This is a genomic window from Lysinibacillus sp. 10T31 (genome assembly GCF_056394365.1).
The window spans coordinates 199,224-218,105 of sequence record NZ_JBFTHS010000001.1 but is presented as its reverse complement, the minus strand read 5'-3'; the positions used below and the strand labels follow the sequence as shown (position 1 = coordinate 218,105).

Here is an 18,882-nt window from a genome sequence, read left to right as displayed (position 1 = left end):
TTGATTTCCGTTCCGACCGGTCACTTCATTAACATGAACAAATGACTTTTGTAGTGAAAGCAATAGTCGGGAACGGTAATCCACACATTCACAAAGGTTATTGTTTGTTTCTATCAAAGATTAACCATAGGAACGTAGTCGCTGCGGCAATCATCACCATACAGAATCCGTATATAGGAGTATGAGCTAATGATTGGTGGCGAACGATGATTCCTCCAATGTATGATCCTAGAAAAATACCAATGTTAAAGGCCGAAATATTTAATGCTGAAGCCATTGAAATAGCTGATGGTATATATTTTTCTGAAAGCTGAACGGCATAAAGCTGTAATCCCGGTACATTCATAAACATAAATAGCCCCATCATAAAGACCATTATTAATCCAACGATTGATGATTCTAAAAAGAAGTTGATGCCGAGTAGTGCCAATGCTAAGCCTATAAAGATAATAAAGATAGAACGTAAAGGGTTATTATTCGCAAAACGACCACCTAATGTATTACCGATGGCAACACAAATACCATACACAACTAAAATCACGACAATTGCCTTCGGTGAGTAGCCCATATACTGCTCTAAAATAGGAGAAACATAGGTGTATACAACGAATGCGCCACCATACCCAATTGCAGTAATAAAGAGGATTAATAACATTCGAATATTCCCTAATACTTTACCAATATCTCGAATGGATATTGGATTGCCTTTCGCTAAGTGACTTGGCACAAGCAGGGCATTACTAATTAATCCAATAATACCTATGATAACTATGAAAATAAACGACATTCGCCAATCGGTTACTTGTCCAATAAAAGTTCCTAGTGGGACACCAGTCACAGTTGCTAATGTTAGTCCTGTAAACATAAAAGCTATTGCACTTGCTCGTTTATTAGGTGCCACAACATCTGCAGCTATCACAGAGGCAATGGACATAAACACACCATGTGCCAATGCTGATATAACACGCCCAGTTAGTAGTAATGAGAATGAGGGCGCTAAGGCTGCAAGTAAATTACCGATAATAAATAGCACCATAACGAGCAGTAACACATTTTTGCGACTAAGGCGCGATGTTAATGCTGTTAAAAGTGGTGCACCAATAGTTACACCTAGTGCATATATGGATACGGTTAAGCCTGCAGTACTTAATGTTATATCAAAATCTTTTGTAATTAATGGAAGTAATCCGACGCTTATAAATTCTGTAGAGCCGATACCAAATGCACTGATTGCAAGTGCGAGTAATGTTAGTTTGGCATTCGGCACTTTTGTATCTTTCATTCTAATAATATCTCCTTTGATTTTTTTTATAGTATATAGTAATATTCATATACATCTAAAAGTTATATAGGGTACTTTTAGTTACTTTTGAATATTACAGGGGGTTTACAATGAAAAAAGTTTATAATATTGGTGTCGAAGCCACTCTTGAAGTAATTGGAGGGAAATGGAAACCTATTATTCTTTGTCATCTTAACCACCATGGTAAGATTCGTACGAATGAATTTCGCCGATTGATTCCAGGCATTTCGCAAAAAATGCTAACGAGCCAATTACGTGAATTAGAGCAGTCTGGATTAATTAATCGTAAGGTTTTCAATCAAGTACCGCCAAAAGTTGAATATTCGCTAACACCTTATGGTCAAGAGATGGACCCTGTGCTGAACATGCTTTGCACTTGGGGTGAAAAACATATCGAAGTGCTACAAGATAAAGGTGAAGATGTACTGTTAATGCAACGTGATGAAGATATCGCGATAAAGCATACATCTTAAATAGATTGGAAAGAGACTGTCTAAAAAGTTTTCTATACTAAGAAAATAAGACAGTCTCTTTCACGTTTACATAGCTATCGTTTACATGACAAAATCAAACTCATCTGGGTTTGGTCCAACGCGCTGATCTAGATTCATGGCGTTAATGATCGCCATCTCTTCATCAGTTAGTGTGAAATCAAAAATATCAGCGTTTTGAATCATACGTTCTTTGCGCACAGATTTTGGAATTGTGACGATACCATTTTGAATATCCCAGCGCAAGATAACTTGAGGATTTGATTTCCCATATTTTTCAGCCATTTTTGAAATAGTTTCATTTTCAAGAAGTCCACCTTGCATTAATGGTGCCCAAGCTTCCATTTGTATATTGTGCTCTTCGCAGAATGAACGTAGCTCAGTTTGTTGCAATCGTGGATGTAGTTCCACTTGGTTAATAACTGGTGTGATACGAGCCATTTTAAGAAGATCTTGTAAGTGTGATACATGGAAATTACATACCCCAATAGCTTTTATTTTCCCTTGCTCGTATAAATCTTCGAGTGCTCTCCAAGCTTCTGCAAATTTATTTTTACCTGGCCAATGAATGAGATAAAGGTCTAAATAATCTAGCCCTAATTTTTCTAAGCTGTCCTCGTATGCTGCAATTGTCTCTTCATAGCTCAAGCCATCGTTCCATACTTTTGATGTAATAAATAAATCCTCACGTTTTAAACCAGTAGTTGCTAGTGCCTGACTAATACCTTCACCAACCCCTGCTTCATTACCATAAATAGCAGCAGTATCGATACTACGGTAACCGACCTCAATCGCATTTTTCACCATTTCTGCTGTAACATCATTCGGTACTTGAAATACGCCTAGACCCATACCAGGCATTTGTAAGCCATTATTTAATGTAATTTTATCTTGTAAATGATTAATCATTTTTCTGTCCTCCAATTTTCGTTTGTGCTTTGTTGCTTTCTTATTATGCTTCCATGCCATTGCAAAAAAAAGTACGCACTTTTTAGTTTCATAGAAACGTGGAGGTAACTTTTGTGAGATATCAATGGTTCGCTGTAAGAAATTTTTATTAGTTTACGTGGTTCGGTCTTTAAGATGGGTTACAATTAATGGTAGAAAATTGAATCTTCGAAAAGGGTTGGTGAACGTATGGTAATAACAAAAAACTTTGCAAATCACTTAGAAAAGACCGAATTAAAGATGTTCGAATCAAGGCTGAATGCAATTAAAGAAATTCAGAACAATGCAATGGGAGTGGAGGTTGGTCAATTTGATGGTGCCTATGCTTTCGCCATTAAAAACATTCCCGGTCCTTCTTACAATGTGGTAAAGGGTGACAGTTTTAGTTCGGAGAATACGATAGATAAAATCCTTAGCTTTTATAGAGCAAGAGAAATACCAGCTCGTTTTGATTTAGCTCCACAATACGCAAATACTACTTCACTACAAAAATTACATAACGCGGGTCTTTATCAGAGTGATTTTCATGCAACATTATATTGTGAGCTAAATGAAGAGATGGTAGAGAGAACAAAGGATTCGTCCATTAAGATAAGACAAATTAATGAAGCCGAATTTGATCGTTACGGAAATATCTACGTTGAGGGCTTTGATATGCCAGCATTTTTAGCAGAAAGTGTTACAGCGAATAATCAAGTTTTGTGTGACAAGCCTGGTTGGTCGTTTTATATTGCTACTCTTCAAGGTGAGGATGTTGGTATCGGCTCCTTGTATAGCCGCATCCGCTGTAAAGCCAAAAGCCCGTAATCAAGGGATTCATCAAGCATTAATACAGTTTCGTATCAACGAAGCTCTTCAACAAAATTGTAGTTTAATGATAGGTCACGCGAAATTTGCATCCATAAGCCAAAATAATATGGAGCGCTGTGGATTAAGAATGGCTTATACAAAGAGTATATGGATAGAAGTAAAATGAGAGGGTTACAGAAGTTAGAAAGGGATTTAATTCTTAGGGATATTACATTTTTTGGATTCAGATAGGTCTCTACCACCAATTTTGTATAAAAGGTTTTTATGCGAAATCAGTGAGATATGAAAATGCCCAGCAATTATTAAAAAGACTACATACTTAGATCTAATTGCAGTTCTTCTAAATTTAGAGGATACAATTAATACATTTGATGATAATTAATAACTTTTTAATAATTATTGTTTATTCTATAAATAAGAGTATTTTGAAACAAAAATTCTCAAAAAATCCAATACATGTATTTTATATAATTTAAAGATCATTTCAATTTGTTAGTAAACGAATTGAGTAAGATCCAAATCCGTTTCAGAATATGATATTGATATGATTTAGTTAAACATTTTGATGAGAGCTTTCTCATTCTACCCAAAAACATTATGCTGTAATTTTATTAATGAAGGGTATTTACTCATTTAAAGTTTATAGTTAAAACCAATAACGCATTATAGATGGGGGTGTTTTTATGGAAAAAATCGCTTTAGTCATTTCTATGTGTGCCCTGTTAGGTACATTTGTTGTCTTTCTTTATGAATTTATAAAAAATGGTAAATTGGTATTTGAGTCTAAACTAGTAAAAATTTTATTGGTCGTTTATGTTGTTTTCTTTTTTGTTTTTGTGATTGGTTATAACTCTAAATAAGTTTCTAAATCAGGAATATCATTGCGTAAATCGATGATGAGTATATGAGACACTACATGTTCTTTTTGAATTGTTCAAGTAGCATACTGTTTGCTGTTGCTACGTGTAGAAAAATTCTATCATACACTAATTTTTCTTTCTGACGTTTATTTTTTTAGGGTATTTATCGAACATTATGAGTTATTTAAAAATATTTTGAGGAGGCATGTGTAAATGATTTCAATTATTGATTTAAATTTACAAACAAAAAAGCAAATAATATTAGAAGATATTAATCTTAACTTTAAAGATGGGAAAATATACGGTTTGTTAGGTCCAAATGGCTCGGGAAAAACAACTTTATTTAAATCTATATTAGGTTTAACTAATTATGACGGGGAAATATTGTATAATGATAGACCTATAAAGTATACACATATAGGTAAATTGATTGAATATCCTATGTTTTATAATAATTTAACTGTTTTAGAAAATTTGAAGCTTCATGGAGCATACACGAACCTTGAAAATATAGATTATAAGGAAATTCTTAGTAATTTCGACATTTATGAAGCTAAGGATAAAAAATATTCGGAAATATCTTTAGGGATGAAACAGCGATTAGGAATAGCTAGGGCCATTATGGGGGATCCTTCAGTTATTTTATTAGATGAACCTACAAATGGGTTAGATCCACTTGGTATTAAATCTGTAAGGAATTTGATTAAAAACTCATTAAGAAAGCCTAACAATTGTATATTGATTTCCAGCCATAATCTTACAGAAATCGAGTCAATTTCAGATGAATTAATATTTATAAAAAAAGGGAAAATTATTACAAAAATTAAGAACAATAATAATAAATTATTCTATATTGTTACCTTAAAAAATAAAGAGAGTCTTGCTAGCGATTTATTAGAAAACCCATATGTTTCTAAATTGCATTTAGAATCAAACTTTAATAAATATATTTATAGTGGGGATGATGAAAAGTTGATTAAAGATGGTAATTATACTTTTGAAAAATACACTTTAGAGGATTTATATGAGGAAATAATGTGTTCTTAAGAAGGAGCTTATTAAAATGAAAATATTATTTAAAAATGAGTTGTTAAAATTAAAAAGAGAGAAGTTTATTTGGTTTCTACTGGCATTAAATCTATTACCTATAGCGATGAATGTAATTAATTACATTGTTAACAGCAAAGATTCGAATATTAAAGATGTTTATTTTATTTTCTATAATCAATATTTTATGTTCTTCCCTATCATTGTTGGTATTTTAGTAAGTTCGGTATTTTATATAGAGTACAAAAATGGCACCTATCTAAATTGGATAACATATAATTTTTCAAAAAATAAACTTTTCTGGGCAAAAATTATTACTGCTTCGTTCTGTTTGTTTTTATTAGTAGCTTTAAATTATATATTATTATTGATCTATGGGATAGTTATTGATTGGGGAGAAGGAAATTTTATTAAGAATATTTTTGATATCACACTTTCATATTTGATTATGATTTTTTCTTTAAGTGTGCCTATTTTATTTTTAAGTACAATTGTAATGGTCTGGTCTAGAAATATTGTTATATGTAGCATTATTTCTATCGTATTTTCACTATTCTCAATGATTCTAATTGCTGCACCCTTTGCTTATACTATTTTTTCAACATTCTCTTATAGATTAGGTTTGTATATAATAGATAAAGAATACTATTTTGATAATACTATGTCTGCCACAATAGTGGGAAGTATAGCTTGGTGTAGTACTATTTTAATTTTATATTGTTTATATGTATTTTTCACTTCAAGAAAATTAATTATTGAAAAATAGAAAAAAGAGTAACATTCAAAAGATCAGAAAAGGATCTTTTGAATGTTCTATATTAATGCTACTGTTGGTAATTGGAAATAAATCCATTAAATTAATATGGGTGGTAATGTATGATCAATGTCATGTAATAAACTATAGATGACTCCAACATTACTTAAGAAGAAGCTTAAAGTATTGGTATTATATTTATATCCTGATTTTATTGAATCGGTACTTAATGCAGAATATAAAGTGTTTCTTATTTCTTTCGATTGAAGAGTATCATTATAATTGTTTAGTTTATTAAGAATAACTAAATTCCCTGCTAAGCCATGACAAATACTATGATCTATTTCATAAAGGAGATTTTCCTTTAGAATTAAACTTTCAGTTTCATTAATATAATTTAACGATAATCCAGTATTCTGTTCAATCAAACTTCTCCCTAAAAGAATCCCAGAATTTCCGTTACACCAAGTATTAGTGGATTTCTGCCCAATTTCTCTATTATCCATCCAGCAATTAATATCTTTATTGAATATCGTATCTTCATATAAAGAAGTTTTACAGATTACATCTATAATTTCATCTTTTAAGTCTGGGTAGATGTGAATGATTTTCGAAAGAGAATAATTTATTCCTGTTATTCCATGAGAGAAGCAAGCTAAAGCTATAGAATCATTAAAATCTGAAGACCAATATAGTAAATCATCTTCTGCTTTTAATCTACTGAAAATATTGTTCTTTAAAAAAAGAATGCATTCATCTAATATTTTATCATTAACTTCTTCCTTAAAATCAATAAGTAAGCTTAATAATCCGGCAATGCCACCAATATAATCAAGAGGGGCTTGACTGATATTACTTTGGAGAATGTCTTTGCAAAAATCGATTAGTCTCGCTTTTAAATTGATAGTGAAAAAATTGTTTATTTTATTTAATTCTAAATAATACTTAAAGTAAGAAGCTTTACCATGATATATGGAAAATATGTTATCTCCTAAATCTGAATCATATAACATATTAATAGTATTATTTAGCTTTTGTATTTCTTTTTCATTTTTAGTCCCTAGAACTTTTTGTTCGGCCGCCAATAATAATCCTAATCCAGCTAAGCCATCATAAATGCCCATAGGCATAGTACTTAACACATTATTTCCTCTTTTATCGTGCCTAAGGGAAAGTGCTTGTATAAAATCATGATTTACCTTTAATTTATCTTTTACCGTTGATAGTTTACTACTGAGTATCTCTTTGTTAGATATATATTTTTTTAGATGTGTTTTACTTATATTATGAATTCTCCTGCTATCGTTATCTGCATTTTCATAATAACTAGAGATGGCCATGTTTATTAATTCAAGTTGATAATTACAGTCTTTCTCTGAAAATGTATGTAACTTTTTTAATACTTTATTGCGAGGTTCTTTTAGTAAAAATTGATCAATTTTTACGCCACTTTTAGAATGTAATAAAGCTTTTGAATCAAGGTCACTATTGAATAGTGGAACATCATACTCTTGGATGTCTGAAAATTCCAATTCTAGTATTGTGTCTTTTTGAATTAGACTGGCATTGGCTTTATTTAATATATCATATAGATCATTTTGATTTTTACCCATTAATCTATTGGGATCTTTTAGGGCGTCAATAAATTTAGCATATATATAAGTTGGCCTTAACACATAACGTATTGAGAAATTTTCTGCGTCCATAATAAATGTTTCTAAAAAATCTTTGTTATTTAGAATAAAAGTATAGCATTCTACAAAACCATCAGAATAATCATTAATATAATTATATATTTCTTGATAAGCATTATTTAATAAAGGAATATTTGAAACATCAGTATTTCGATGTATTGAATTAATTAACCTCATTTTATCACTATTTATATCAACTAATAATTCTTTGTTATAGGTTTGTCTATTTGGGTTGGTGGTTCCACCAATGAATAAAACCATATCTTCAAAGGGCGAAGTTGCAATATCGAATAATAAAGTACCTAAAATAGTATTTGTAATAAAACTATAATTAGTAACATCTTCAGAAGTATTACTTAGATTTAATTCAGATTGGAAGATAGTTTCTAAATCTATCAAGACTGGATGTCTATTCATTGAAATAATGTTTTCAAAATGTATGTCTGATGCCTGGAGTAAGTATAAAAAGCATGAATGTATTCCTAATTCATTATAGTAGTTAGTAACATCTTCAGTACTTGTGGATTTTGTATGATCAACAAATTCTTGCCACCCGTATTTCTTCTTATTTAAACAATTTGGAATGTAAAGATTCCTTTTGGATTTTTCATTATAAAGTTCAATCATTTTATAATAAAAAATATCAGGTCCCAAATCTTTTGGTTTGTAAATTATGATTTCTTCATTTAAATTAATTCGAGCAACGGATTTTCCATTATTATGTGTGTCCCCTTCGTTTATTAGTATAGATGTTATCTTATCATTTTTAATATTAAACATATTCTTAATCTGATTATAGTCTTCCATATAATGATTTATAATTTCAGTAATATAATTAAGTGTATTTTCAATGACCGAATCTATTTTGGAAGATATGATTTTATTTTCTTGAAGATTACTGGTTTGAATATATTCCTCCAAATTCTTTTTTTCATTTACTTCATCTAGATAGTCAAAAGTATTATGAAAATCAATTAAAATACTTTTAAAGCCTATTTCATATATTTTATTTTTAATAATTTTAACAATAGAATCGTGAAGGGCTACTATATCTATATATTTTTCATAGACAATCTCAGCATTTGTAAACCAATCTTCGACTTGCTTACTATGAAATTTAATATAATAACTATTTAACAATAAATTATCCATTTTATAACTCCTTTATTATATGTATTTTTTAAAAAGGCATAGATACTACAAGTCCAATTAAGGTATTTCTTATATGGTTGAGTATATATGCCTTTTGGGTATTTACGCATATTCAAAGGATATTATTGATAATTTGAATTTTGCGAAAACCCATAAAAGAAAATCATTTCACAGCTAGATAACCTATCATTTTTGTAATTAGCACCCATCTAGTTTGAATTTCTGAGTCAAAAGCAATTTCATTTGATCATACATCTAGTAGTTAAACAAATACAGATGGTGATATTTGGATGGACATCAGGTGGCCGTCACGTCAAACCGCCAGTAATTTCAACTAACTTTTAATAGATTCAAAAGCTTTAAAGTTTTTTCATAGTTTAACCTCTACATAGTTTTGCGTAAGTAATGCAATTACCTGCTTGTGAAATAGGCATCACTGTAGTGGTCATTGGAGGTGGAGTCCATGTTGTTAAATTAGATCCTGATCCACCAGCAATTTCATTTAATTCTTCATTAGTAATAGGTTCAAAAGCTTTAAAGTTTTTTTTCATTGTTCAATCTCCTCTTTGTTGTGTCGTATTTTGGTAGATATTAACAGTTATTTATAGGTTGAATTTCTAATCCATTAGCAATTTTTTGTTGTTATCATACATTTTGTTGTTAGACAGATACTAACACTTATTGTTGGAATCTGGGGTGACACAGGTGGTACCGACGAGCCACCAGCAATTTCATTTAATTCTTCATTAGTAATAGGTTCAAAAGCTTTAAAGTTTTTTTTCATTGTTCAATCTCCTCTTTGTCGTGTCGTATTTTGGTAGATATTAATAGTTATTTATAGAAAGATAGCTGGTGGTAAACTAAACCACCAGCTACCTCATTAGGCTCAAAAGCTCCCTTTTTCTTATTGTTAGCCTTTACAAGGACTAACAATAGAAGCGCATTTTGTAGTTGGACATCCAGCTAGTGAAATCGGAATAGTTACTGTAAGTGGAGTCCATTTAGGTTGAATTTCTGATCCACCAGCAATTTCATTTAATTCTTCATTAGTAATAGGTTCAAAAGCTTTAAAATTTTTCTTCATTGTTCAATCTCCTTTTTCTAATATCTTTTAATTAGACAGATTTTTAATATTTATTTGTTGAAGGATCACTGGTGGCAACTGAACCACCAGTAATCTCATTTAATTCTTAATAGTAATTAGAATCAAAAGCGCCTTTTTTCTTATTATTAGCCTTTACAAGGACTAACAATAGAAGCGCATTTTGTAGTTGGGCATCCAGCCAGTGAAATCGGAATAGTTACTGTAAGTGGAGTCCATTTAGGTTGAATTTCTGATCCACCAGCAATTTCATTTAATTCTTCATTAGTAATAGGTTCAAAAGCTTTAAAGTTCTTTTTCATTGTTATTTCTCCCTTAATTTGGATTTTAGTTGATATTTTTTTACAGTTAATATAATATATGGGTGTAGGGTGTTTCTGGTAATAGATTACCATTGCTGTAATAAAAAGTAAATAATAATTTAAAAAGGGTGAAGAAAAATGTCGAAAGAACTAATGAAAACTGCTGGTGATATTTACAAAGAACTTGAGGATGCATCATTAGAAACTATTTATGGTGGAGTAGAAACTAAAAAAATATCTCATGGAAACGACGGTAAATGGTGTACATTAACGTGGGAATGTAGTATTTGTCCTACGAAAACTTGCTGGTCTTGTTAATTAGTTAATTAATAGTTTTAGCAAAATAATAGAACAAACCTCCCTTTATAGGGAGGTTTGTATATTTATATAGAAGGAGAATTTATATGCAATTTGCTACCTTATATGGTATTACTGAAAAAAATTTTTCTGAATCTACTAAGAGAAACAGTCAATTTGAAGAAACTATTAATCTTTTATCTAAAGGCAAAATTAACGAATTCAGTAATTTACTTAAAGATAAATTTAATTTTGACTTAGATGATATTAAAAAGAAATATAATAGTAATGATTATGTTAAAGGTGGGGATTCCGAAAATTTAGAATTTTGTATCAATGAAGTTTTAGAATCAAAAATATTCAATAAAGATGATAAAGATGCTTCTTTGAATTTGTATTCCTTCTCAAGAAAATTTTCTTATTTCTTTATAAGTAATATATCTAATTTAACTAAAGAAATTTTATTTAATACTCAATATGTTAAGGATGTAAATATTCTAAAAGAAAAATTAGAAGAAAATTTTCGGGAAAAAGTTATGAAGATTGCATATAGGACATTAACTTTAGAAATTAACCGTTTACGATTAGAGCGTTTATTTTCTACGGAAAATGAAAATGAGCAGTTTGAAGAATATATAAGAGATTATGTTTGCACAGATGAATATTATTATGTGCTATATAATCGATACCCATTATTATTCAAGTTGATTATTCAAGAGGCAATTAAAACATGGCATTATCTAGAGTTCTTTTCAGAATCATATATGAAGAATATAGATTCTTTGAAAAATGTACTTAATATAACTAAATCACCTAAAATTTCATATTTAGAACTTGGTCAAGGTGATAGTCACAATAATGGTCAAACTGTTATAAGCGTCCACTTTGATAATGAATTACGCTGTTACTTTAAACCTAGAGATGGTGAAATTGATAAATTATATCAAAATATACTAAAAGAATTTAATAGATTTATCGGGGAAGAAAACTTTTTGAAATCATATAATTTGCTTTCGAATGCGGATCACTGCTGGGTTCAATCAGTTTCATATACACCTTTAAGCTCTCATTCAGAAGCCAATGAATTCTATTATAAACTGGGGATTCACATGGCTTTATTATATGTTCTTAATGCAGTAGATTTTCATTCGGATAATCTTATTGCAAGTGGAAAGGACCCTATTCTGATTGATTTAGAAAGTTTGTTTAATGTTCATAAGAATAATCTTATTGAAAATGCAACGAATATCACAATATTTAAATTAAATGCTTCTGTAAGATCAATTGGTTTATTACCTTTCGTGTTTGGAGATAACAATAATACTGATATTAGCGGGATTGGTAGAAAAGGGGAAACCAAGTCTTTTATAAAAATACCGACTATAGTAAATCAAAAAACTTCTAAAATGTCTATTACAAGAGAATATTTAGATATTGGGGAGTCTAAAAACCATCCAAAATATAAGGATGAATATTTAGATGAAACAGAGTATATAGAAGATGTCTGTCAGGGTTTTATAAAAGGATATACATTTGCTAAAGAAAAGAGAAATTTAATAATTAGTCTAGTCAAAGAAAATATCTCAAAAATCAAAATTAGGCATATTGTCAAACCTACCATGTACTATTCAAATCTTTTAGATTTAAGTTATCATCCAGTCTTTATGACAAACCAGATTGACCGAGAATTGTTCTTTACTAAATTATTTACAGATGACTTGGATGGAAAAGTATTAAAAGAAGAATATAAAGATCTTATTAATCAAGAGGTACCTTATTTTTATTATTACCTAAATAAAAAAAGCTTATATTCTTCATCTGTAAATAATAACAAAGAAATAAATAGTTACTTTGATAATTCTCCTTTGGATTTCTGGATAAATAAAGTGAATAGTTTATCCGAACAAGATATGAAGTTTCAAATCAGTCTAATAAAAGGGTCCTTAATAAAAGAAGAAATTAAAAGACCTTCTAAGGATCAGGAAGTAGACCAAGAGTTTATAAATCAACTAAATAATTTTTCAATAGATAATATTAATAATAAATTAATATGGAAATCTACTGAAATTGGAGAGTATTTATATTCTAATTCTGATAAATATAAAAACACATATAGTTGGATATGCTCCACAGTAATAGAACATGTTGAGTCTAAAAAATGGCATGTTGCTGCAATGGATGATTGTTTATATGACGGACTATCAGGCATGAGTTTTTATTATTTATGGCTCGGTAAGGTAACTGGAAACCAAAAGTATCATAATATAGCTTCAAATATCTTGGAAGATATTTATCAACGGAATCGAATAGAGGTAAATAGATCCTTAGGAGCTTTTGATGGAATATATTCAGTAATTTATCTATTAATTAATTTTTATAAGGTTACTGGAGATGAGGTTTATATAAAACGCGCCTTAAATTTATGTGAAAACTACCAGGATAAAATTAAGACAGATAAAGTATATGACATTATTAGTGGTTCGGCAGGTATATTATTAGTTTTATTAGAACTCTATAAATGTACTTCTAGTGAGTTAGTTAAAAGTTTAATGATGGAATGTAAAAATCATTTAATTAAGAACGTACATATTATTAATGATAAAGAAGTTGGCTGGATTGGTGTTGAAAATAACCCGTTATCTGGATTCTCGCATGGGAGTGCAGGAATTGTATATGCTTTAGATCAGTATCGTCAGCTTTTGGGTGATGATGATTTAGAATTAAAGCAAATAATAGAGAAAGCTTTATATTTTGAAGAAAAACAGAGAGAAGGCTTAATATGGTTCGACTTAAGAGAGCATGATTTAAATATAGACTATCATATACCATACGCATGGTGTCATGGTTCTCCGGGTATATTATTAAGTCGTTTGTTTTTATCAAAGGATTATAACTTAAATTTAAGTGTGAATAACAAAATGATTGCAAAAGATATCTTGGAAAATGGTTTCAAGAGGAATCAAAGTGTATGTCATGGAGACTTAGGAAACGCGATGATTTTAAAGGAATTTTCTAAATTCAATAAAGATGAGTATTGGTCGAATATTTCAAAAGTAATAGCTGGAATGATTGTAGAAGACAGAGAACCGTATGACTACAGATTAGGATTAGGCCTAGAATTAGACGTGGAGACGCCAGAATTAATGGTTGGTTTATCAGGTATAGCATATGCTTTATTATTTCTTTCATCTGATGAAGTACCAAATATTTTAATTTTAGAAACATAAATTAATATAGAAGTATAAAATGATGTTGAGTTAGGATTCAAAGAGCTAGCCTCTTTTAATTTGCAGAGGCCTTTTCATATTAAGTTCTATAAAAATAAGAGGTTGAGAAAATTGAGAAAAAAAACTCCAGTAATTCTACAGAGAAACAAATATGATTGTGGATATGCTTGTCTAGCGATGTTATTTAGTTATGATGATAGTAAAATTTCCTCAAATATGTTACTTACTGAAGAAAAATTTAGAGCTGGTAGAGATGGTGTAACTTTACTAGAGCTTAAGAGAATTTCTAAAAAGTTTAATGCTGAACTAACAGTTTATAAAGTAGACGATATTAAAGAATTTATACAGCAAAGAAAAGTAATAGAGCCTATAATGATTCACTGGAAAAATAATCATTTTATTATTATTACAAAAATACACAATAATAAAGCAGAAATAATTGATCCGGAAATAGGAATATCAGAAATTAGTTATGAAGAATTAATGCTGCATTATTCAGGATTTGTGGCGACCTTAAAAAAGAATAGCAGAAATAAAGAAGTATTCATAAAAGAAAAGCATTATACCAAGAAGTTATTTGAATTAGTTGTTGAATTCAAAAAATATATTTATATAGTAATTTTTTTATCATTTTTATATCAATCATTAAATTTATTATTTCCATTTATGACACAATTTTTAATAGATACTTATACAAATAATAAATTATTTAATATTAGTATAAAAACATTTTTAATTAGTATATTAAGTATTTTCATAATATATTTTATGCTTCATTTATTAAGAATATTTTTTATTACAAAAACCCAATTAGTAATAAATTCTACAATGACTTCAAAGTTTATTGATAAATTATTCAAACTTCCACTGTCTTTTTATGATCGTAGTTCTGCTGGGGATATTGCAAGTAGAATTAATAATATTACAATGATTAGAGAAATAATCTCTAGTCTTACCACTACTTTACTTTTGGATATAACATTAGTCGTAATCTATAGTATAGTATTAGTCAAATATTCCGTCACTTTATCTATAGTAGTATTTACTGCAGTATTAATTCAAATTATTTTAGTGAAAATTATGTTACCTAAAATTTCCATCTTTACAAATCAAGAGGTAGCTGGTCAAGCCGCATTCCAGACAGATTTATTTGAGGTTCTTAGATCGATTAATTATATTAAAACTATAGGCGTGAACACTGAAATAAAAAAGAAATTAAACGATACATTTCAGAATCAATTGCTTAATTTTGCTAAGCGAATGAATTTATCCGCAGTTCTAGGTGGATTGTCGAGCTCAATTAATTTAATCTTACCTGTTGCACTATTGTTTTTAGGACTACAATATGAAAATGAAATAGGGCTTTCTTTGGGTCAAATAGTAGCGTTTTCTACAATGTCCATGAATTTACTATCCCCAATTAGTTCAATAATCGGGAGCTTAGAATCTATAAAATTAGTGGAAGAGGTATATTTGAGAATAGACTCCGTGCTAGAGGAAGAAGAAGAAAGAACTAATTTAAATCCCAAGGTTCATATCGGTACAATTAACAAAGATATTGTTTTGGAAGATATTTCTTTTGGATATAGTGGAAAGAATATTCTTCATAATATTAATCTATGTATCAGGCCAGGAGAAAAGTATTTAATTAAAGGGACAACCGGAGTTGGTAAAACAACTTTATTTAAAATTATTGCAGGACTGTATGAACCAACAGTTGGAAGCATAAAATACGGAATTCATCCTTATGATGATTTGAAAATAATGGATCTGAGAAAAAATATTGGATTTATCACTCAAGAGGTATCTTTATTTAATGGGACAATAGAAGATAATATTCGCTTCTATAATAATAATGTTTCATCTTCGGATATTGTACATGCTGCCAAGATGGCATGTATCCATGAAGAAATCATGAAATTTCCAATGGGGTATAATACAGTGTTAGGAGACAATGGGGCGACAATATCGGGTGGACAAAGACAGAGATTATCAATTGCTAGAACCCTTGCCGCTAACCCTGAAATGTTATTAATAGATGAAGGCACAAGTAACCTAGATATTAATACTGAGGAAGCAGTAATTAAAAATTTATTTTCTACTAACAAAACAATACTTTTTATTTCACATAGACATAAAAATATCGATGGTGTAAATCATATTTATAAACTTGAAAATGGATTGTTGCAAAAAGAAATAGAATATTCACTTCAATAATTAAGTTTTTAACTATAGTCCTCGTAATAGTATTATTTACGTGGACTATATTTTGGAGAGGGGAGATAAAAATTGGATTGCGCAATGCTAAAACATCTAAACTTAGTAATTATTGAAGATAATGAAGATATCTGCGAATTTTTACAGGATTTCTTCTCTGATTACTTCAAAAGTGTCATTTGTTTTAAAGATGGAACATGTAACTTATCAATATTTAATAATATACATATTGTAATACTAGACATTATGTTACCATTTGAAGATGGATTTAGTTTATGTTCTAGGATAAAATTACAAAATCCAGAACTACCCATTATTTTCTTAACAGCTAAAAATAATATAGACGATAAAATAAAGGGAATAACCATGGCTGATGATTATCTGGTAAAGCCCTTTGATCCATTGGAATTACTAGCTAGAGTAAACTCCTTAGCAAACAAAAAATACCATTCCATTATTGAAATCAAACACTTATTATTTAACAAACACACCAAAAGATTACATAATAAAACTAATAATGAAGAGATATTATTAACTGATAAACAACTGAATCTATTTTTATACTTCATTCATAATAAAAATGTTAACCTTTCAAAAGAACAAATTATGTCTTACTTATGGGAAAATTACAGTACTTATGGGAATTTATCGGTGCATATAAAGCATTTAAGAGATAAAATTGAAATTGACCCACAAAACCCAACTATTATAGAAACAATATACGGTTATGGTTATCGTTTAAATTATTAACCTTGATTGGAATGAGAAAAGGTGAGCTTTAGAAAAAAATATAAGTTATTCCTGTATTTATCCTTATTAAGTATGCCATTTTTGTTTTTAATATCAAATTACCTTTTTTACTTATTATTCATAATGAGTAATTTTTTTTCGAAAGAATATTCTAGATTTAACTCTGGAGATGCATATCCATATATTATAATACTCTTTTTATGTATAGTTTTCTTATACGGATATTTATCTTCAAAAGTAATCGATAAGCTAACAGATGATATTAATAATATTAGAGATGTGATTGATAACATTTACAGTAATTCTAAAATACCACCCGTTAAGCTTCCCGTTAAAGGGGAAGATGAAATATCGAAACTTAGTTTAGCAATAAATAGGCTACTAGATAGATTAATCTATAATCAATTAAAGATTGCTCAACAAGAAAAACTAAGAAAAGAATATATGAATCAATTATCTCACGATATTAGAACGCCTTTATCAGTAATAAAAACCCAACTGTATTATATTGAGAATGAAAGAAATCTTACACAAGCTATCCAAAAAATTAATTATAATATTAACTATTTAACTAAATTAATTGATCATATGTATGATGAAACTTTTATAAAACAAGAAGATGTAGACATTCCTTTAATAGAAGAAAATATTCAAGAAATTATATTGGAATCACTAAATAAATGGAATTATTTATTTAAGAAAGAAAATATAACTATTTTTAACAATATTAATCACTTAATAGTTTGGAAAATTGATAAATTATGGTTTGAAAGAATTTTGGATAATATCTTCCAAAATATTATAAATCATGCATCAGATAGCGATAAAATTATAATTAATTATGTACCTTCAAACGGGGAAGTACACGAATGTATATCTATTATAGATTTTGGTTCAGGTTTTGATTTTGAAAAGGAAATGCGTAAAAATGAGAATACAGGACTCAAAATTATAAATAATGTTTCAGAAAAAATAGGTATTACCGTAAATTATACTTCTTCCAACAAAGGTACTCATATACAAATGTTTAAAAAAAGTTAGTTTAGTTCACTTTGAAGATTCATCTGCATAAGCTAACCAATTGCCCGTTTATCAAGGGATTCAAATAAGCTTTAGTACAGTTTTGTATTAAAGAACTTTTCGAACAAAGTTGTGATTTTAATGATAGGTCACGCAAAATTTGCATCCATTAGCCTAAATAATAAGAAACGATACAGAAAAAATGGCTTATACAAAAAGTATAGTATTTGGTCTGTAGCAAAATAAGATGTGGATTGTGGAAGTTAGAAGGGGATTCAATGCTTGAAATAGAATAAGTAATTGATACTTTTATAAAGGAGAGAGTGGGATGAACCGTTTAAATTTAATTACATTGGGTGTAAAAGATATGGTTGAGTCTCTTAGATTTTATCGTGAAGGTCTGGGATTTGAAGTGATTTTTTATGGCGAGGAAACAAGCCCGGATGTTATTTTCTTTAATAATGGAGGGACAAAAATCTCACTGTTTCCGATTGACCGTTTAGTAAAAGATATTAACGAAGCAAATCCACCGGCAATAGCCAAGGGCTTTAACGGTATTACACTTGCTTATAACGGAAAGTCTAAAGAAGAAGTGGATCAAGTGTTTAATTTAGCTAAAGAGGCAGGAGCGAAAATTGTAAAGGAACCTGAAACAGTATTCTGGGGTGGCTATAGTGGCTATTTCCAAGATCCAAACGGCTACTATTGGGAAGTTGCTTATGGCGACATGTGGCAGTTTGATGATAATGATATGTTGATTATTACTAATAATTAAAAAGATAGACGTATTTGGGACATCCAAATACGTTTTTTAATTGTTAGCTTGTTTTATCAAGAAATATTGTTATTTTATCGATGAAGTTTTAAAGTTATCTCCTAACTTTTTGATTTTATCACCTAACTTCTTA

18 protein-coding genes are annotated in these 18,882 nt (G+C 29.4%); 11 read left to right on the top strand and 7 right to left on the bottom strand.

The features are described 5' to 3' along the window. Positions 1–97: 97 nt before the first annotated feature. Positions 98–1,282 carry an MFS transporter gene (locus tag AC1DCY_RS01175; RefSeq protein WP_477346684.1) on the bottom strand — a complete coding sequence of 395 codons (1,185 nt, stop codon included), beginning with the start codon at positions 1,280–1,282 and terminating at the stop codon, positions 98–100. A 110-nt stretch (positions 1,283–1,392) separates the two neighbouring features. Here AC1DCY_RS01175 and AC1DCY_RS01170 point away from each other — a divergent pair, with 110 nt between their 5' ends. Next, positions 1,393–1,776 (top strand): winged helix-turn-helix transcriptional regulator, encoded by a 384-nt coding sequence (locus tag AC1DCY_RS01170; protein ID WP_068985029.1) that lies wholly within the window; start codon positions 1,393–1,395, stop codon positions 1,774–1,776. A gap of 81 nt (positions 1,777–1,857) precedes the next feature. Here the strand turns inward: AC1DCY_RS01170 and AC1DCY_RS01165 are convergent, their stop codons facing one another. Beyond that, on the bottom strand, positions 1,858–2,703 hold the full coding sequence (locus tag AC1DCY_RS01165; protein WP_477346681.1) for an aldo/keto reductase: 846 nt from the start codon (positions 2,701–2,703) through the stop codon (positions 1,858–1,860). Positions 2,704–2,931: 228 nt separating this feature from the next. Between AC1DCY_RS01165 and AC1DCY_RS01160 the strand changes: the two genes are divergently transcribed. The 4 genes from AC1DCY_RS01160 (at position 2,932) to AC1DCY_RS01145 (ending at position 6,225) form a co-directional block, all read left to right on the top strand. After that, on the top strand, positions 2,932–3,549 hold the full coding sequence (locus AC1DCY_RS01160) for a GNAT family acetyltransferase (RefSeq protein ID WP_477346679.1): 618 nt from the start codon (positions 2,932–2,934) through the stop codon (positions 3,547–3,549). A 686-nt stretch (positions 3,550–4,235) separates the two neighbouring features. After that, positions 4,236–4,412 carry a hypothetical protein gene (locus AC1DCY_RS01155; RefSeq protein WP_477346677.1) on the top strand — a complete coding sequence of 59 codons (177 nt, stop codon included), beginning with the start codon at positions 4,236–4,238 and terminating at the stop codon, positions 4,410–4,412. Between the two features lie 213 nt (positions 4,413–4,625). Then, positions 4,626–5,459, top strand: coding sequence for an ABC transporter ATP-binding protein (locus AC1DCY_RS01150; protein WP_477346676.1), 834 nt, complete (start codon positions 4,626–4,628; stop codon positions 5,457–5,459). Positions 5,460–5,475: 16 nt separating this feature from the next. Then, positions 5,476–6,225, top strand: coding sequence for an ABC transporter permease (locus tag AC1DCY_RS01145; RefSeq protein WP_477346674.1), 750 nt, complete (start codon positions 5,476–5,478; stop codon positions 6,223–6,225). An 86-nt stretch (positions 6,226–6,311) separates the two neighbouring features. Here AC1DCY_RS01145 and lanM read toward each other — a convergent pair whose 3' ends face one another. The 5 genes from lanM to AC1DCY_RS01120 form a co-directional block, all read right to left on the bottom strand. After that, the gene (lanM, locus tag AC1DCY_RS01140) at positions 6,312–9,059 is read right to left on the bottom strand and encodes a type 2 lanthipeptide synthetase LanM (protein WP_477346672.1); all 2,748 of its coding nucleotides are present in this window, start codon (positions 9,057–9,059) and stop codon (positions 6,312–6,314) included. Positions 9,060–9,436: 377 nt separating this feature from the next. Beyond that, positions 9,437–9,610 (bottom strand): ComC/BlpC family leader-containing pheromone/bacteriocin, encoded by a 174-nt coding sequence (locus AC1DCY_RS01135; protein ID WP_477346670.1) that lies wholly within the window; start codon positions 9,608–9,610, stop codon positions 9,437–9,439. 74 nt (positions 9,611–9,684) lie between these two features. Further along, positions 9,685–9,843 carry a bacteriocin gene (locus tag AC1DCY_RS01130; protein WP_477346669.1) on the bottom strand — a complete coding sequence of 53 codons (159 nt, stop codon included), beginning with the start codon at positions 9,841–9,843 and terminating at the stop codon, positions 9,685–9,687. A gap of 126 nt (positions 9,844–9,969) precedes the next feature. After that, complete coding sequence (locus AC1DCY_RS01125; protein WP_403028173.1) at positions 9,970–10,143, bottom strand: class II lanthipeptide, LchA2/BrtA2 family; 174 nt, start codon at positions 10,141–10,143, stop codon at positions 9,970–9,972. 146 nt (positions 10,144–10,289) lie between these two features. Further along, complete coding sequence (locus tag AC1DCY_RS01120; RefSeq protein WP_403028173.1) at positions 10,290–10,463, bottom strand: class II lanthipeptide, LchA2/BrtA2 family; 174 nt, start codon at positions 10,461–10,463, stop codon at positions 10,290–10,292. Positions 10,464–10,601: 138 nt separating this feature from the next. Between AC1DCY_RS01120 and AC1DCY_RS01115 the strand changes: the two genes are divergently transcribed. The 6 genes from AC1DCY_RS01115 (at position 10,602) to AC1DCY_RS01090 (ending at position 18,749) form a co-directional block, all read left to right on the top strand. Continuing rightward, positions 10,602–10,781, top strand: a complete 180-nt coding sequence (locus AC1DCY_RS01115; RefSeq protein WP_477346667.1) for a plantaricin C family lantibiotic — start codon at positions 10,602–10,604, stop codon at positions 10,779–10,781. Positions 10,782–10,867: 86 nt separating this feature from the next. Continuing rightward, complete coding sequence (locus AC1DCY_RS01110) at positions 10,868–13,987, top strand: type 2 lanthipeptide synthetase LanM family protein (RefSeq protein WP_477346665.1); 3,120 nt, start codon at positions 10,868–10,870, stop codon at positions 13,985–13,987. 111 nt (positions 13,988–14,098) lie between these two features. After that, complete coding sequence (locus tag AC1DCY_RS01105) at positions 14,099–16,204, top strand: peptidase domain-containing ABC transporter (protein WP_477346663.1); 2,106 nt, start codon at positions 14,099–14,101, stop codon at positions 16,202–16,204. Between the two features lie 72 nt (positions 16,205–16,276). Continuing rightward, entirely contained in the window at positions 16,277–16,954 is a 678-nt protein-coding gene (locus AC1DCY_RS01100; RefSeq protein ID WP_477346662.1) for a response regulator transcription factor, read from the top strand. A gap of 21 nt (positions 16,955–16,975) precedes the next feature. Beyond that, a complete protein-coding gene (locus AC1DCY_RS01095; protein WP_477346660.1) occupies positions 16,976–17,995 on the top strand; it encodes a sensor histidine kinase in 1,020 nt (339 codons plus the stop codon). A gap of 307 nt (positions 17,996–18,302) precedes the next feature. After that, positions 18,303–18,749, top strand: coding sequence for a VOC family protein (locus AC1DCY_RS01090; protein ID WP_477346659.1), 447 nt, complete (start codon positions 18,303–18,305; stop codon positions 18,747–18,749). Positions 18,750–18,882 lie beyond the last annotated feature (133 nt).

Bases quoted from the DNA above. Each gene is read 5' to 3' on its own strand.
- AC1DCY_RS01175 (WP_477346684.1), bottom strand. From the start codon at position 1,282: ATGAAAGATACAAAAGTGCCGAATGCCAAACTAACATTACTCGCACTT.
- AC1DCY_RS01170 (WP_068985029.1), top strand. From the start codon at position 1,393: ATGAAAAAAGTTTATAATATTGGTGTCGAAGCCACTCTTGAAGTAATT.
- AC1DCY_RS01165 (WP_477346681.1), bottom strand. From the start codon at position 2,703: ATGATTAATCATTTACAAGATAAAATTACATTAAATAATGGCTTACAA.
- AC1DCY_RS01160 (WP_477346679.1), top strand. From the start codon at position 2,932: ATGGTAATAACAAAAAACTTTGCAAATCACTTAGAAAAGACCGAATTA.
- AC1DCY_RS01155 (WP_477346677.1), top strand. From the start codon at position 4,236: ATGGAAAAAATCGCTTTAGTCATTTCTATGTGTGCCCTGTTAGGTACA.
- AC1DCY_RS01150 (WP_477346676.1), top strand. From the start codon at position 4,626: ATGATTTCAATTATTGATTTAAATTTACAAACAAAAAAGCAAATAATA.
- AC1DCY_RS01145 (WP_477346674.1), top strand. From the start codon at position 5,476: ATGAAAATATTATTTAAAAATGAGTTGTTAAAATTAAAAAGAGAGAAG.
- lanM (WP_477346672.1), bottom strand. From the start codon at position 9,059: ATGGATAATTTATTGTTAAATAGTTATTATATTAAATTTCATAGTAAG.
- AC1DCY_RS01135 (WP_477346670.1), bottom strand. From the start codon at position 9,610: ATGAAAAAAAACTTTAAAGCTTTTGAACCTATTACTAATGAAGAATTA.
- AC1DCY_RS01130 (WP_477346669.1), bottom strand. From the start codon at position 9,843: ATGAAAAAAAACTTTAAAGCTTTTGAACCTATTACTAATGAAGAATTA.
- AC1DCY_RS01125 (WP_403028173.1), bottom strand. From the start codon at position 10,143: ATGAAGAAAAATTTTAAAGCTTTTGAACCTATTACTAATGAAGAATTA.
- AC1DCY_RS01120 (WP_403028173.1), bottom strand. From the start codon at position 10,463: ATGAAAAAGAACTTTAAAGCTTTTGAACCTATTACTAATGAAGAATTA.
- AC1DCY_RS01115 (WP_477346667.1), top strand. From the start codon at position 10,602: ATGTCGAAAGAACTAATGAAAACTGCTGGTGATATTTACAAAGAACTT.
- AC1DCY_RS01110 (WP_477346665.1), top strand. From the start codon at position 10,868: ATGCAATTTGCTACCTTATATGGTATTACTGAAAAAAATTTTTCTGAA.
- AC1DCY_RS01090 (WP_477346659.1), top strand. From the start codon at position 18,303: ATGAACCGTTTAAATTTAATTACATTGGGTGTAAAAGATATGGTTGAG.